Below are 15,605 nucleotides of genomic sequence, written 5' to 3'. Positions count from 1 at the left end.
TCGACTCTATCTTTCTTCGAAACTCAAGCGCTGATATGCCGGTATGATGACGAAACAGCTTAATAAAGCAACTGAAACAGGTGTAACGAATGAGGATGCGAGCCAGCAGAGCTATATCATGAATAACCTGGGATATACTGCAGCATTGTCGCTGCTTCGCACGGCTAGGGAGCAGGCTGTTCCCATTGAAATCTCTATGCTGGAGGAGCTCTTCAAAGCAAGGATTGTTATGTAAGGTCAACTCTACAAGACCTCTCCCATACCTTACAGGCATGAGAGAGGTTATGATATGAGTTTCGTTCCGCCTCATATTGTGCTAAGATGCACTGTTGTTTTTGGCTATAAAATCGTTGATCAATTGCCGGAGCTGTTCGTGATCCTCATAACTGTTGTACATGCGATAAGCGACCGTATGTGCATTGCCGAAGAAGAATCGTTCGAACTGGGTTTGCCGGCCACCGAATGAGCTTGCCCCAAGCTCCCAGGCGAGCCTGAACAAGGCGATGCGGTCGTAGGCCTCTGAGGTTGTGCCTTTTAAATATTGATCGAGGTAGTGTCCTGTATCCGAATCGAAATCCAGCTCGGAGGGAATCATGATCAGGCCGCTGGAACCCAGAATTTGAATCATCTCAACCATCTCAGGATAGAACTTGGGGAACAGGATGCTGGAAGCCAGGAGCGGGCTGGTGGCAGGAACGAGATATCCGAATTTATCATGGAGTGCGCCTTGCTCAGAAGCCAGTCTTAAGGCTTTAAAGGTCTCGAGGAATGTAATAATCTTGGAAACGTTCAAAACCATTTGCGGCTCAAGCCCTACATTTTGCTCATCTGCCAATGACTCTAGCAAACCGAGTAAAAACTCGGTTTTTACAATATAACGAGTGGTGATTTGATGGGCCATATGGGTATGGAAGTGACTCTCGCCAAACAATCGCCCCGCATAGGCTTCATCCCCGTAATAAAATATGCGATCATGCGGCACAAGAACACGATCAAATATAACGAGTGTATCCATCTCTTCGTACCTTGCGCTCAAGGGGTGATCATAGGTGGAGCTGGCTCCGTAACTCTCGCGGCAGATAAAAGCCATCCCTGGCAGATCATTGGGTACCGCAAAGGCAAAGGCAGATGGATTCACATTATTGAATATCGTGGGTGACGGAGTCGGAAAGACTAACATCTCCTCACAAGTAGCACCTTGCGTAGCCATCATAAAAGCTCCGCTTATGACCATCCCGTTGTCGTTAATTTCTACGACTTTAGCAGCGATGGAATCCTCTACATCGTCATTCTGACCGGATAGCTTGCTCGCGTAGGGCTGGATGAACGCATGGGACAAGGTAATATCATGCTCCCGGCAGTAAGCATAATATCGCCTGAGGTTGTCGGCATATTGCGGATTATGCTCTTCAAGAATATCAGCGGCCGTGAATAGAGCCATGATCGCGGTGTTCATGTAATCGGGAGAGCGTCCTAAGAATCCATGGTGCCTGTTCGCCCAGAGCTCCATCATGATTCTGCGTTTTTGTAAATCCTCGGCATTCCTTGGCGGGAGAAAAGATAAACCAACAAGCTCTCCCGTATCAGGTGAAGGATAGGTCATCCGGTCTAAATAGCACGCATCACATTGCATATCATAAAGATCGGCTTGGGTTTCAATAAGACCTTGAAATGCAGGATGCTGTGATAAAGGACCTTCGATACGTTCTCCTTTATACCAAATGTTGATATTTTGCTTATCAATCCGCTCGATATACTCTTTCCCCGATTTAATAGGCACTGTTTTCACCTCTTTGCGAAAATCATACTGTGCTAACTAACCTGTCTGCTGCTGTTAATGTACGTGTTTAGGCTATCTGGAGTACTTTGTCCCCATGTTGTGTTGCAAAATATGCGGTTGTACCTGCAAGCAAATTCAAGAGGAAATTAGGCGAAAAAAATGGGCCCGCAATGGCCCAAAAACGTTTCGTGTTATTATTGTTTTTTTTCCAGATATTGCTCGAGGGTCAGGTTTTGTCTCGTAATTTCTCCGGCAATGAATACCCCTACATAACGAACATGCCAAGGCTCGTAGGAATAGCCGGTCCCTTTCTCCTGACCTTTACCGTAACGAATAATGAATCCGTATTTAGGGGCGTTGACTTTCAGCCATTTGCCTTCCTTGGTATTTCCAAAGCTCTGCTCCAGCGCATAACCTACGGAAGCACTCGATATATCCATGCTCAGACCGGTCTGATGCTCGCTTTGTCCTGGTCTTGCACTGGTCTTGTTGGCAGCAGCCTCGCCCTTAATGCTTGCATTGCGTTCGAATATGGATTTTTGGGTTGCGTAGGAGCGGTAGCCCGACACAGCTTTGAGATCAATTCCGTCTTTCTTGGCGGCAGCGAACAGTTTTTCCAGCGAGGTTGCAGCTATTTTTCTCATCTGTTTTTTGGGACTAGGCCCCGAGAAGCTGAACGGAATTTGGGGTATAACCAAATCTTGCGGTACATAATGGGAAGGCAGGTTTCTCTTTTTATTGACCAGCACAACGGTACTTGATAGATTTGTGACCGTGGTAACGCCGTTAACATACTTCAGCGTCCGGCCAGGTGCGTTGTTTGCCAAAAACGCAGTGAAGGTGGAACTGGAGGAAGATGCCGCAGCCGCTTCCACTTGGTTCATTCCTGAAACGGTATCGAAACCGTTCATCATTAAACTTGCAACCACCAAACCGATCATGACGGCTGGTAGAATGGATTTGTATTTAACCCCATTCATTCTCATATGATGTCCCTCCTCGTTAGCTGTTTACTCAGTATATAGGAGAGTTATATCGATAGAGTCTCTAATATGTTTCTGAAATGTAAACAAAACGAGCTTGAGGTGACTCGCTTTTTTGGGGAGGATGAAATGACATGCAGATCGAGTTATTATTTAATATGGAGCACCCGAAAGTCCTATACTGATCGTAAGGAGAAATACATATGAGGGATGAAGAACTTCAGGATGTTTTAAGAGGTTATGGCATTGAGGAATCCGAGACTACCTTTATACGACATAACGAGAATAGAACCTACAAAGTGGATGAGGTGAACGGCAGCTCCTATTTGCTGCGCATTCATCAACCGGTCAAAGACAGCATGGCCGGCTTACAGCATACCTATGAGAGTCTGCAAGCAGAGCTGAACATGCTGGAAGGCCTGTCAAGCTGGAACAATCTTCATGTTCAGAAGCCACTCCGTAATCGGGATGGCGAACTGATTACGATCATACAGCACGAAGGGAAGACGTGGAACAGTTCCGTACTTACCTGGCTGGAAGGCAGGGATCTGCAAAAGGATGACGTGAAGGACCCGGCAGTGGTTGAGCGGCTGGGGGCTCATATTGCGGAGCTGCACCGTTTCTACAGCCAGCATCAGCAGGAAGGCTTGGATAAGCGTCCCAGTCAAGGAACCGCCTATCACGAATACATGATTGAGGTCATCAAGCGGGGTTTAGAGAAGGGATTGTTTACATCTTCCGATGTTTCCATCATAGAGACAACGCTAAGATGGGTTAACACGAGGCTTGAAGACAGAGGGAGTGAGGGTGCCTGGGGGCTCATTCACGGTGACCTGAGTTTAGGAAACATCATTATGACGCCGGAAGGTGAATTTAGTTTTATTGATTTTGGTTTTTTCGGACCGGGGTATTATTATACGGACGTAGCTATGGGGGCTATGATGATTCCTTCGGAACATCGTGATCTATTCCTTAGAGGATATTATGGCGACAATATAACCGGTCAGAATGAGCTCGTGCTGCTCGAAGGGTTCATGCTCGTGGCCATTATCGGATATTATGTCTTCCAGATGGAGAACGAGTCCGTGCATGCCTGGATGCGTGAGCGGATGCCAAAATTGTGCGCGGATTACTGCATTCCTTATTTATCAGGAGAACGCATATTTTATATTGTATAGTCCGTGTACGGGGAGGCATATCTCGCTGGTTCACATGGGAAGCAGACGCTGTTTTTAACATTGCGTACATCGCGGTGTTTTGTTTTTTGAACGTTATTATCGTAAAAACTATATGAACCATCTTATTGTGAACCATCCTAGCGGGTGGTTTTTCTCTTTCTTCTATATGAAAAACCTAAGTGAATCTTATTTAATACATATTATCCATATAGTTGATCCTATGTTAGCATAATCGTAAACCAGTTTAGGAGAGAGGGGATCGATGGATATGAAGTCATCTTATTGGTTGACAAACGCCCGGCTGGAGAGCGGCTATAATATTCAAGATGGTGTCATTACAGGCACCAGGACGGAAAGTTGTCATCTGTTTATAGAGGATGGAAAAATCGCGAAGGTGGTTTCTTGCGACACAAACATCCCGGACCAAGTCGTTCAACAGGATGTGAAAGGGCTGCTGCTGCTTCCGTCTTTTGTTGAAAAGCATTGTCATCTGGATAAAACGCTGCTAGGTGACCGTTGGCGTTCCGTAACGCCAGTCTCCAGTATATTTGAACGCTTGGATATTGAGAAGAAAACACTGCCTTCGCTTGATACTCGTATTCAGGACCGCGCGGAAAAACTGCTCAACCTCTATGTAGACTCCGGAGTAACACATGTACGTACACATGTGGATATATATCCGGAGGCTGGATTAGACCATTTGGAAGCTGTTCAGCAAGCCTTGCACAGCTTTGAGGGCAAGCTGTCACACGAAATCGTTGCCTTTCCGCAGCATGGTTTATTGCGGTCACAGGCAAAGGAATGGGTGCGGGAAGCTCTTCGCAGAGGAGCCGGCTTGGTCGGAGGCGTTGATCCGGCTACGGTTGATGGCGATATCGAGGCCTCCCTGCAGCAAATGGTGGAGCTCGCAGTCGAAGGTAACGCAGGAATCGATTTGCATTTGCATGATGCCGACCACCAGGGGATATACACCTTGAAGAGACTGGCGCAGCTAACCCAGGAAGCAGGGCTGCAGGGGAAGGTTGCGATTAGTCATGCATTTGGTCTGGGCGATATATCACCGTCCGAAGCAGAGGAGATGGGGGATTTATTAGCCGATGCAGGAATTGCTATTATAACCAGCGTGCCGATTGGCCGAACGTTCCCTCCCGTTGGTCTGCTGCACAAGCGTGGAGTAGAGGTGGCAGTTGGATGCGATAACATTTTTGATGTATGGTCGCCCTTTGGCAATGGGGATGTGTTGGAACGTGCAGGTCGTTTAGCGGAAATATCCAGATGGGTGGATGAACGCTCACTGGCGCACACACTCCGCTATATAACCGGTGGCATAACACCGCTTAATGACAAGGGGGAGCAGGTATGGCCGCGAGTCGGAGACGAAGCAAGCATCGTGTTCGTTGAAGCCTCATGCTCTGCCGAAGCCATTGCAAGAAGATCCAGGCGAGTCGTTACGATGTTCAAAGGGGATATCGTTTCGGGTTCATTTTAATTCATCCCTGTAAGGGGTGATGCAGTGGGAATCACGAAATCAGGCGACGATCCTCTGCCAAAGCGAGGTAAATAGATGTCCATCCGAATTAAATTGTTATTATCCTATACCGGCATGCTTGTCCTCAGCTTGTTGGTATTTGTGTTGATTGCCGGATTGTTTACCATCGCAGCAACCGGCGACATTCGCGACATTCGGGATTTTTATAAAGTGCATTATCAGGTCAACCCGCTAACAGAGCAAGAGGAGTCCATCTTTCTTGAATTGAAATACCTGGCTAAGAATGAACCGGACGAGCTCCAAAACCAAGAGCTGCTGAAGGAATATGATTTCAAGCTGAGAACGGTGAGAGCCGGGCTCTATGTCCGCCGGGAAAAAGATCAGGTGTTTGAATCCCATACATTCAATCAGCCCGAGCTGGAACGGAGTCTGCCTCATTATGACTTGAACAATAATCAGATCCGCCATACGTTTAACATTGGCGAACGATTCTATGCTTATGCCAAGTATGATTTCCGTTATTCGGATGGTGCGAAAGGAAGTGTCTTTGTCATACGGGAGCGTAGTCCCTTTGGTGAAGTGACACGCAAGCTGCTGCCTGTCCTCGTTCTGATTCTGATCGGCATCATTGTGATAACGAATGTACTGTTATACCGCTGGATTACCCGCAGCGTTGTCAAACCGCTTGATTTGCTCCGGAATTCGGCTGAGCACATCAAGGAAGGAAATCTCCAATTCTCGCTTGATTTGCAGACGAAAGACGAAATCGGACAATTGAACGAGGCCTTTGAGGATATGCGAAAGCGGCTGCAGGCCTCGATTCAGCTCCGGCTTCAGGATGAAGAGAACCGGAAGGAGCTGATCTCCAATATATCGCATGATTTACGTACACCTATTACAAGTATCAAAGGATACATCGAAGGGATTCGCGACGGAGTTGCCGATACACCGGAGAAGATGGATAAGTACGTGAACATCATTTATGCCAAAGCGGTTGATCTCGATAAACTTGTGGGTGAGTTGTTCCTGTACTCCAAGCTTGATTCGAAGCAAGTGCCATTCATGTTCGAGCCTGTAGATATCATCGGCTTTCTAGACGACTGCATTGATGAACTTCAGTTCATTCTGGATGAAAAGGGGATTCAACTGGAGTGGATGGAGCGTACGGCGGATCGAGTTGAGGTCATAGCCGATCTGGAAAAATTGAAGCGAACAGTGCTCAATATTATTGGAAATGCCCAAAATTTTATGGATAAGCAACCCAAAACCATTCGTGTCTCGACCCGAATATCTCCCGAATGGGTGACGGTTGAAATCCAAGATAATGGGATGGGCATCCCGCGCGACGCGGTCCCGCATATATTCGAACGGTTCTACCGCGTTGAACCATCTCGCAATTCTTCTACGGGTGGCAGCGGGCTTGGGCTGGCAATTGCAAGCCAGATTATAGAAGGGCATGGGGGTACCATCTGGGCGGAAAGCGAGCTGGGAGTCGGTACAAGCCTGTTCTTTACACTCAAAAGGGCGATCAATTAAGGAGGATCCATGACCACACGCATACTCATCATTGAAGATGAGACTACAATTGCTCAGCTGGAGCGGGATTATTTTGAACTGAATGGATTTTTCGCAGATTTATGCCATACGGGCAATGAGGGATTACATCTGGCACTTAACGAGGACTACAGTCTCATCGTTGTCGACCTGCAGCTCCCCGGGATGAACGGCTTTGAATTATGTCGCCAGATCAGGAAGAACAAGGAGGTCCCGATTCTAATCGTTTCGGCCAAGAATGAAGAGATTGATAAAATCCGAGCCTTTAATCTCGGCGCCGACGATTATATTACCAAGCCGTTCAGCCCAAGCGAATTAGTTGCAAGAGCCAAGGCACATCTGATGAGATACAAGAGACTGATGGGCAAACAAGAGACGGTTCAAAATGCAGAGATTCATATACGCGGCCTGGTCATTGATAAATCCGCTCGAAGAGTGTACGTGCGCAATCAGGAAGTTGTGTTTACGACCCGAGAGTTTAACCTGCTCGAATTTTTGGCAAGCCACCCTAACCGCGTATTCAGCAAAAATGAACTGTTTGAACGAATTTGGGGTATGGATTCCAATGGAGATATAGCAACCGTAACGGTGCATGTCCGCAAGCTGCGCGAAAAATTGGAGCTGGATTCTTCCAATCCACAGTTTATTGAGACGGTTTGGGGAGCAGGCTATCGCTTTTCTATCTGATGGAGTTTATAAAAAGTTAATATATTGTTTTGAATTTATTAATCCCAGCTTTCTTGGCAGTTTAAGACTCTCCTCTATGATGGAGTTATGACGATCAGCTAATGATACGCATTTCTAAGGAGGGTTAACACATGAACAAGAACAAGCATGCTACTAAATGGGCTGCCCTGATGTTGGCAGCTGCACTGGGAACGGCATCTCTACCGTTCAATGTGCTGCAAGCTAAAGCAGCAGAAGTCATGATAGCACCCGAAGATATTCAGCAAGCGATCCAGGAGTTGTCCGGGCTTCGCGTGATACAGGGTTACCAGGATGGAACGATGGGAATCACGAATCCCATTACAAGAGCCGAGTTGGCCAAAATGGTAGTCCTTACATTTGGGCTGGAGGGAGCAGCCGAGAACCAGGCAGGCTTAACGGATGTCAATCCAAATGCCTGGTATTCCGATTATGCAGCTGAGCTGGCGGCGCTGGATATCATGACAACGACGGATGGACGTTTTAATCCAAAGGGAACCGTCACTCGCGACGAGCTGGTTATTATCGTATCGCAGGCATTGAAACGCGACGTGAAATCCGTGGCTTACTGGGCGGAACGTTTACGTGAAGGCGCAGGTCATGTCACTCGGGGAGAAGCTGCATACCTGCTGAATACGGCACACCAAGCAATCCCTTCGGCAGAAGCCAAAATTACGAGTGTCCGCGCATTGAATACCATTACGTTGATGATTACCTTAGATGCTCCCTTGACAGCAGACAATGAGGTATTTGCACAGGCTAAGGAAGATTTTGTATTTAGCGATGGACTTGCGCTAACCAACATGCCGCGTCTGAAAACGGGCTCGATATCCACTTATATCGTTCCGACATCCGTACAAAATCAGGTTACCGACTATACGCTTACCTACAAAGGGCAGAAAGCAGGTACATTTGCAGGCAGCGCCACAAAGCTGGACATGACAGAGGCAAGGCAGGTCGCCAAGGATACGTTTGAACTGGAGGCGCTTAAGTCTAATGGGGTTGTAGACTATGGCTACGTTATTTCTGCATATAGCAGCGGCAGGGGAGAAAACGCATTCATACTGGATGAGAACAACCGAGCTGATGGGAAAGCTTATCAAGTCATTTCCTCCGGTCAGGGCAGAGAAGTAACCATTACTCCGGAGGGCGGACTGCCCATGGTGGCAAAATACGTTCCATTCACGCAATCGACCGATGGCAAGCAAGAACCAAAATTCCGTTTACCTGAAGGTCAGCAGCTGACCCCCGGTGTTACGTATACCGTCACCTCTGATTGGGCACAGATTGCAAGCCGGACATTCGTTGCTAAAGAATTCATCCCGCTGGAAATAGTGGGAGTCGAGGCTATCGGTGAAACTTCGGTTGCCGTTACATTATCCGAGGATCCGGGAGATGAGTTGTTCTCCGGCCGCAGCGTGGAATTGATCGACGCAGAGGGTCATAAGCAGGTGGCCGTATATAAATATTCTAGCCGCAAAGGTGCGGTAGGCGTGTTTGATCTCACGGAGGGCGATAAACTAAGAGCAGGCACGACCTATACCGTAACTCCGGTAGGAGAATGGGCAAAAGGTACTTCCACGGGCCTGACATTAAATTAATCTCATTCTATCCGGATGAATTAGGACAGATGGTGCTGTTTAACCGAAGTAAAACAAACGAAGGCAGCTCAGCGCCCGTTAAGTGAAGCAAGAAAATAATGACTCTTACAGCTAGGCTGTAAGAGTCTATTTAGCGTGCTCGTCTCGCTAGGAACATATCTCTTACTTTGCTCTACGGATAATGACATAATGCAGGCCATGAGCCAAGTCATAGAATGACTTACGTAATTGCGCATTGAAGCTGACATGTAGAGAGTCATTGGATAGATAGGAGAGACTTAAAAAGGCTTATTTTCTATTATTTAGAAGATAAATGCTTGAACTTCATATATGATGACTTTATACTACTTCTTAAAAAACAAATAAATACTATTTTTATATTATATGTAATATTAATAGCTTTGCATATCACGAATGACACCCCGGATTGCCAGGAGTTACAGACTCGTTGGCCTATGCGTTTCTACTAGCGCAATCGATTACCCTCCATAGCAAATGTTCTGCAAACTTCAGTGTCTTACCGGAACATCCTTCTTCCCTTAATCCTTATTTTCCGCAATGCTGCTATCCATTACGCAATGATAATCAAATCGATGATGAACTTGTTCTGAAAAGGAGGTGAGGCTTCATGTAAATTTCACTGGACATGCGGGTTCGCTCAGGCTAAGGCGATTCACTGTTTCATGAATCGGAATGGGTCCAACCATTCACAGATTAAAAACCGGGTAAAAGGAGTGGAAAAGTTTGATAAAGTTAAATCGGTTACGCAAGCCTCTCTCCATGGGTCTGTCGCTTCTCCTGGCAGCATCATTCATTCATCCGGTTTCAGCAGACAACACCTCCTCTCAGAAGATTGACATGAAATCCAGCTTGGCCCAGATTGCAACGGACAAGGTCAGCAACAAGCTGAGCAAGCAGTTTGAGAAAGACGATTATGTCACCTATCTGGTAAAGATGAAGGAACAAGTGGACACCGCTTCGGTCTCTAAGCAGGCTATGGAGAAGGCAACGCTGGAGAAGCAGACCCCCTCGGCAACCAAGCTCTCCGTCAGGACTTCCGTTGTAAGTTCATTGCGGGAGACGGCATCGCGAACCCAATACACACTGGAACGTTATCTGGATAAGGCACTTGATCTCGGCAAGGTCAAAGAATATAAAAGCTATTTTATTGTTAATGCGCTGGCAGTGACCAGTACCCAGGAAGTTATGGAGGAGATTGCGCTCCTGCCCGAAGTGGATAAAATTTTGCCAAATGAAGAGCGTTTCCTTCAGAAGGCTGAGGTCAACACGAAGGACGCAAGCACGGAAAAGGAATCGAGTACTCCGAAGACATCCGTACAGGAGCCAGGCGTATCGGTCAATCAGCCTGCGGTTCCCAAGGGAGCCCGTGATGAAGCCACAAACGCTCCTCAACCGCAAACGGAAAATGTGGAATGGAACATTGACTACGTCAATGCCCCGGAAGTTTGGGAGAGGGGCATTGACGGAACGGGAATCGTGGTAGCCAATCTGGATAGCGGCGTGGACTACACCCATCCTGCCCTGAATCGAAAATGGAGAGGTTATGACGCTTCGGGTAATATCGTTGATCCCGAGCTGAGCTGGTATGATCCGCACAGCGGTTCTTCCCTGCCTGCCGATGGAGATGGTCACGGTACCCATACGATGGGCACCATGGTCGGCTCTGAGGAGGATGGGAGCAACCAGATTGGTGTTGCTCCGGGAGCAACCTGGATAGCCGTACGGATATTCAATCCGGGAACGACAGATGCCATCATCCTTGACGGCGGACAATGGCTTATTGCACCCGTGGATGCGGAAGGCAATCTGCATCCAGAGCTGGCCCCTGATGTGGTTAACAATTCATGGGGCGGAGGCGCCGGATTGGACGAATGGTTCCGGCCTATGGTCCAGGCCTGGCGTGATGCACAGATCTTCCCCGAGTTCTCCGCAGGCAATGTGCGGCCGACGAACCCGGGCGGACCGGGTTCCGTTGCCAACCCTGCCAACTATCCGGAGAGTTTCGCCACCGGGGCAACCGATATTAACGGCAACCTAGCCTCTTTTTCCTTACGTGGTCCTTCGCCCTATGATGAGATCAAACCGGAGGTTTCAGCACCGGGGGTAAATATCCGATCCTCTGTGCCAGGTGGTGCTTATGAAGGAGGGTGGGACGGCACCTCAATGGCAGGGCCGCATACAACCGCGCTGGCAGCTCTGCTGCTTCAGGCTAATCACTCTCTAAACGTCGATCAGCTGGAGCAGATTATCATGGAGACGGCCACGCCTCGAACGGACAGTCAGTATCCGACTTCACCCAACAATGGGTATGGTCACGGAATCATTAATGCATTGGATGCTGTAGGTTCGGTGGTAGAAGGCATCGGCACCGTATCGGGCAGGGTTGTAACCGCAGGCGATGATCTGGAAGAGCCGGTGCTTGAGCATACACAAGTGAGCTCGGCTTTTACGGGGATTGACGTTCCGCTTACTGCGCGCGTAACCGATAATGTGGGCGTCACCGCTGTAGAGGCCTTTGCAAGAACAGCGGGCACAAGCCAGTACGTCTATCTGCCGATGAATCGCATAGCCGGGGATAGCAAGGATGGAACGTACACGGCGGTCATTCCCGCTTTTCTGATCGAATCGCAAGGGCTGGAATACTATATTCGGGTCAATGATTACGGCAATAACGGATTTGAGAGCAGCGTCTATAAAGTTGAGGTTTCGGACGGTGTGCAGCCTGGATATATCCAGGATTTTGAAGAGAATAATTTGGGCTTTACCGCAGGCGGGACAGGAAGCGCCTGGGCTTGGGGATCACCAACAAGCGGTCCAGGAGGTGCATATTCCGGAGACAAGCTGATCGCGACTAACCTCGAGGGCACGTACGGTGCGAACAGCAACGCCTATTTGCTTGCACCTCCAATCGACCTGACAGACAGTCCGGAGGGTGGCCTGTTAACCTTCAAGCATTGGTATGACCTGGAGCGGAATATTGATTGGGGCAAAGTATACATTGCTGCCGAGGAGAATGATTTTGCTTTTCAGGAGGTACTGAGCTTTACGGGGACCAGTGGAGGCTGGGTAACACAATATGTGGATTTACGGGCCTACGCCGGACAGCAGGTGTTCGTCCAGTTCAATCTGACGAGTGATGCTTCGGTTCAGAAGGCAGGGTGGTACATCGACGATTTTGAAATTCAGGCACCGGATGACATTGCTCCGGGAGCGCCAAGCGGGCTGGCCGTTTCAGCCGATATATTGGGCAATGCAACCTTAAACTGGACCGGTCCGGATGCTGAGGATCTGAAGTCTTACACCGTATATCGATCCACCGCTTCGGGTACAGGCTATGAAGCGATTGGAAATACGGCGGCAACAACGTACACGGATACAACAACTGTCACCGGTTCTACTTATTATTATACCGTGGCGGCTGTCGATTACAGCGGCAATGAAAGCGAGAAGTCGAGCGAGGTGTCCATTGACATCGTGGTGCCGGAGGACATCTATACCGATCATTTTGATGGCAGCAGCGACAACGGCTGGACGCATTCCGGCGTCAAAGATGAGTGGGAACGCGGTGTTCCGGTTTCGGGACCTGGCCATGCATTCTCTGTACCCAATGCGTGGGCGACCGATCTGGACAATACCTATGAAAGTGGTTCGAATTATTCCCTGGTATCCCCGGTTGTGGATTTGACCCAGGTTACCGAAGCAACATTGACCTTTAATCATTGGTATGAAATTGAGGGAGGATACGATTACGGTTATGTTGAGGCCTCTTCCGATGGAGGAAACACATGGTCCGAGCTCGGGAAGTTCTCTCACAATACCAACGGCAAGCAATGGACACCGGTATTTTATGATCTTGATGCATGGAAAGGAAACGAGGTCCAATTCCGATTCAGGCTGACCTCGGATAACAGTGTGGTGAAAACGGGCTGGTACATCGACGACTTCCGGATTCTTGGCGTTGCTCCTGGAGCGGTCACCAAGGATACTGCGGAAGTACTGCATAGTGACAAGCCGAAACCGGCCTATGATAATCCTTGGTACAAAATTAGCAGAACCGACAAGTATGAATTCAATCAAAGCAAGCAGCCGCAGCCGGAAGCTGGGAAACCGGGAACCGGAGAGGTGACGCCGCAAAGCCTGCCTGCAAGCGCAACGGTTACGGTGCTTGAGACCGGGCGTTCGGTGAAGACTGATTCGGCAACTGGCAAATACAGTTTCTCTCATGTTGCAGGTGATTACACGCTGAAGGCCGAGGCCTACGGATACTATCCGAGAACCGAAGTCGTTACGATTACTGATGGCGGATCGGCAAAAGCCAATTTCAATCTGGAAGCCATCCCGCATGGACAGATTGAAGGTGTTGTAACCGACGAACGTACAGGAGAACCGGTCAGTGGGGCTAGCATAGCAGTTCTGGAAGATCCACGGGTCGGTGATGTGCGCACAGGGGAAGACGGCAGGTTCACCCTGGATGTCCTGGAAGGCACCTATACGTTATCGATTCTGGCTGCGGATTATTATGGTGAAACGGTTGAAATTACGGTTCCTGGCAACGGAACAGCTGAGGCCAATGTGACCCTTAAACCGTTTATCGGATTCCCTGGCGAAATTGCGTATGACGATGGCATACCTGAAAATGCCAGAGCCTTCGTAGCAGCGGGCAATGCCTGGGCGGTACGGATGACGCCGGAACACGAGGCCGCGCAGCTTACGGGCGCATCGCTCCGCTTCTGGAACACCGAATGGCCGCAACCAGGCGGCACCGCGTTCCAATATGCAGTGTATGACGTTTCAGGCGAGAATGGAGCGCCGGGTCGTTTGCTGGCAGGTCCTTTTGACGGAACCGCACTGCGCAACGATCAATGGACCACAGTTGAATTCCCAGAGCCCGTTGTTGTGCAAGGCGATTTCTACATCGTGTACGTTCAGACGGAGGCAGGAAACAATGCCCCTGGGCTTGCAACCGATGAATCGGGCGAAAATGCCTTAAGAAGCTGGCAGCGTGTAAGTGGTGCCTGGAGTCAGGCTCCCGCAGAAGAGGGCAATTACATGATCCGCGCAGTGGTGCGTTATCCAGTTAATGCACCCATCATTACGTCACCTGTCAATCATGCGTACACGAATGAACAAACGGTGACCCTAACAGGCACTTCTCCGGCATCGGGTGCAGAGATCCGGATCTACAACCGCGAGGAAGCGGCAGGGACCACCGTTGTTGAGAATGGGCAGTTTACGCTGAATGTGGAGCTGACACCGGGAACCAACTCGCTCACTGCCGAGGCTGTAGTCAACGGAAAGGCTACAGATCGCTCGCTGCCGGTAGTTGTAACGCTGGATCAGACTGCCCCGGCATTAACGATTGTGACTCCTGAGGAAGGCAGCCACACCAATACGGAGGTGGTCCATGTTACCGGCAGCGCCCTTGATGAATTCATTGATACGCTGACCGTGAACGAACAGCAAGTACAGCTCGGTGAGGACGGAAGTTTTACGCATCGCGTACTGGTCAACGAAGGCGAGAACACGATAGCCGTAAAAGCCAAAGACCTTGCAGGCAATGAGTCGACGGTAACTCGTACCGTCTACGTAGATACCGCATTGCCGGAAATAAGCAATATCTCACCAGCAGAGGATGTTCGAATTACAGCGGGAGAGACTGTAACGGTCTCCTTCGACAGTGTTCCGAATCTTCAAGCCTCTTTCCGAATTGAGCTTCCTTTGGATCTGAGTGCGCAGGGACGAGGTGAAATTCCATTGACCGAGACGGAATCCGGTCACTACTCGGGGACCTACACAACACCGTCCAGCCTGGTGCTGGATGGTGGAATCATAGTGATTCGGGTGCGGGATGCGGCCGGCAATACATCCGAGACTGAAGCTGGCGGAAGGCTGTATGTATCTTCCGGCCAAGGAGAGAATCCTGAACCGCCGACCAATCAGGACCCCGTGGCCGTGATTCAGGCTCCGTCTAATGCAAAGAAGAAGAAAAATGTTGAATTCGATGCTCGCTCCTCCGTGGATGAAGACGGCGAAATTGTGAGTTATGTTTGGGATTTCGGGGATGGATCAACCGCTTCGAAGGCCAAAGTCAAGCATAAATTCAACAATGCAGGAACGTATACGGTGCGTTTGACCGTTACGGATAATGAAGGAGGCGTGAACAGTACTGTTCACACCATCATCATTCAGTAAATGTAACCAAATCGCTGATGGTATCGTGATATGTGAAAGGTAGAATGGATAATCGAACAGCCCCGGGTCCTGTTGATTCAACAGAGCCTGGGGCTTTGTTTG

The 15,605-nt window shown here is 49.1% G+C and carries 9 protein-coding genes; 7 read left to right on the top strand and 2 right to left on the bottom strand.

Annotated features, from left to right (window positions below; all coding sequences use genetic code 11):
- Positions 1–43 precede the first annotated feature (43 nt).
- Complete coding sequence (locus B9D94_RS15625; protein ID WP_006210042.1) at positions 44–235, top strand: hypothetical protein; 192 nt, start codon at positions 44–46, stop codon at positions 233–235.
- Between the two features lie 81 nt (positions 236–316).
- Here B9D94_RS15625 and B9D94_RS15620 read toward each other — a convergent pair whose 3' ends face one another.
- Both B9D94_RS15620 and B9D94_RS15615 read right to left on the bottom strand, forming a co-directional pair.
- Complete coding sequence (locus B9D94_RS15620; RefSeq protein ID WP_148247445.1) at positions 317–1,780, bottom strand: 4-hydroxyphenylacetate 3-hydroxylase family protein; 1,464 nt, start codon at positions 1,778–1,780, stop codon at positions 317–319.
- A 194-nt stretch (positions 1,781–1,974) separates the two neighbouring features.
- Positions 1,975–2,766: a M15 family metallopeptidase gene (locus tag B9D94_RS15615; protein WP_172963954.1), complete on the bottom strand. Its 792-nt coding sequence runs from the start codon at positions 2,764–2,766 to the stop codon at positions 1,975–1,977.
- A gap of 200 nt (positions 2,767–2,966) precedes the next feature.
- Here B9D94_RS15615 and B9D94_RS15610 point away from each other — a divergent pair, with 200 nt between their 5' ends.
- The 6 genes from B9D94_RS15610 (at position 2,967) to B9D94_RS15585 (ending at position 15,503) form a co-directional block, all read left to right on the top strand.
- A complete protein-coding gene (locus B9D94_RS15610; protein ID WP_148247444.1) occupies positions 2,967–3,941 on the top strand; it encodes a phosphotransferase enzyme family protein in 975 nt (324 codons plus the stop codon).
- 268 nt (positions 3,942–4,209) lie between these two features.
- Positions 4,210–5,430, top strand: coding sequence for an amidohydrolase (locus B9D94_RS15605; RefSeq protein ID WP_148247443.1), 1,221 nt, complete (start codon positions 4,210–4,212; stop codon positions 5,428–5,430).
- Positions 5,431–5,505: 75 nt separating this feature from the next.
- Entirely contained in the window at positions 5,506–6,966 is a 1,461-nt protein-coding gene (locus B9D94_RS15600) for a sensor histidine kinase (protein ID WP_148247442.1), read from the top strand.
- A gap of 9 nt (positions 6,967–6,975) precedes the next feature.
- Positions 6,976–7,671: a response regulator transcription factor gene (locus B9D94_RS15595; protein ID WP_148247441.1), complete on the top strand. Its 696-nt coding sequence runs from the start codon at positions 6,976–6,978 to the stop codon at positions 7,669–7,671.
- A gap of 131 nt (positions 7,672–7,802) precedes the next feature.
- The gene (locus B9D94_RS15590; protein WP_148247440.1) at positions 7,803–9,290 is read left to right on the top strand and encodes an S-layer homology domain-containing protein; all 1,488 of its coding nucleotides are present in this window, start codon (positions 7,803–7,805) and stop codon (positions 9,288–9,290) included.
- Between the two features lie 744 nt (positions 9,291–10,034).
- Positions 10,035–15,503: a S8 family serine peptidase gene (locus tag B9D94_RS15585; RefSeq protein WP_148247439.1), complete on the top strand. Its 5,469-nt coding sequence runs from the start codon at positions 10,035–10,037 to the stop codon at positions 15,501–15,503.
- Positions 15,504–15,605 lie beyond the last annotated feature (102 nt).

The sequence above is a fragment of the Paenibacillus sp. Cedars genome (assembly GCF_003184205.1).
In the GTDB taxonomy this organism is placed as follows: Bacteria; Bacillota; Bacilli; order Paenibacillales; family Paenibacillaceae; genus Paenibacillus_AQ; species Paenibacillus_AQ glucanolyticus.
Note: the sequence above shows the minus strand (reverse complement) of the source record. Positions and strands in the feature narration are given on the sequence as shown.

Bases quoted from the DNA above. Each gene is read 5' to 3' on its own strand.
- B9D94_RS15625 (WP_006210042.1), top strand. From the start codon at position 44: ATGATGACGAAACAGCTTAATAAAGCAACTGAAACAGGTGTAACGAAT.
- B9D94_RS15615 (WP_172963954.1), bottom strand. From the start codon at position 2,766: ATGAGAATGAATGGGGTTAAATACAAATCCATTCTACCAGCCGTCATG.
- B9D94_RS15610 (WP_148247444.1), top strand. From the start codon at position 2,967: ATGAGGGATGAAGAACTTCAGGATGTTTTAAGAGGTTATGGCATTGAG.
- B9D94_RS15605 (WP_148247443.1), top strand. From the start codon at position 4,210: ATGAAGTCATCTTATTGGTTGACAAACGCCCGGCTGGAGAGCGGCTAT.
- B9D94_RS15600 (WP_148247442.1), top strand. From the start codon at position 5,506: ATGTCCATCCGAATTAAATTGTTATTATCCTATACCGGCATGCTTGTC.
- B9D94_RS15595 (WP_148247441.1), top strand. From the start codon at position 6,976: ATGACCACACGCATACTCATCATTGAAGATGAGACTACAATTGCTCAG.
- B9D94_RS15590 (WP_148247440.1), top strand. From the start codon at position 7,803: ATGAACAAGAACAAGCATGCTACTAAATGGGCTGCCCTGATGTTGGCA.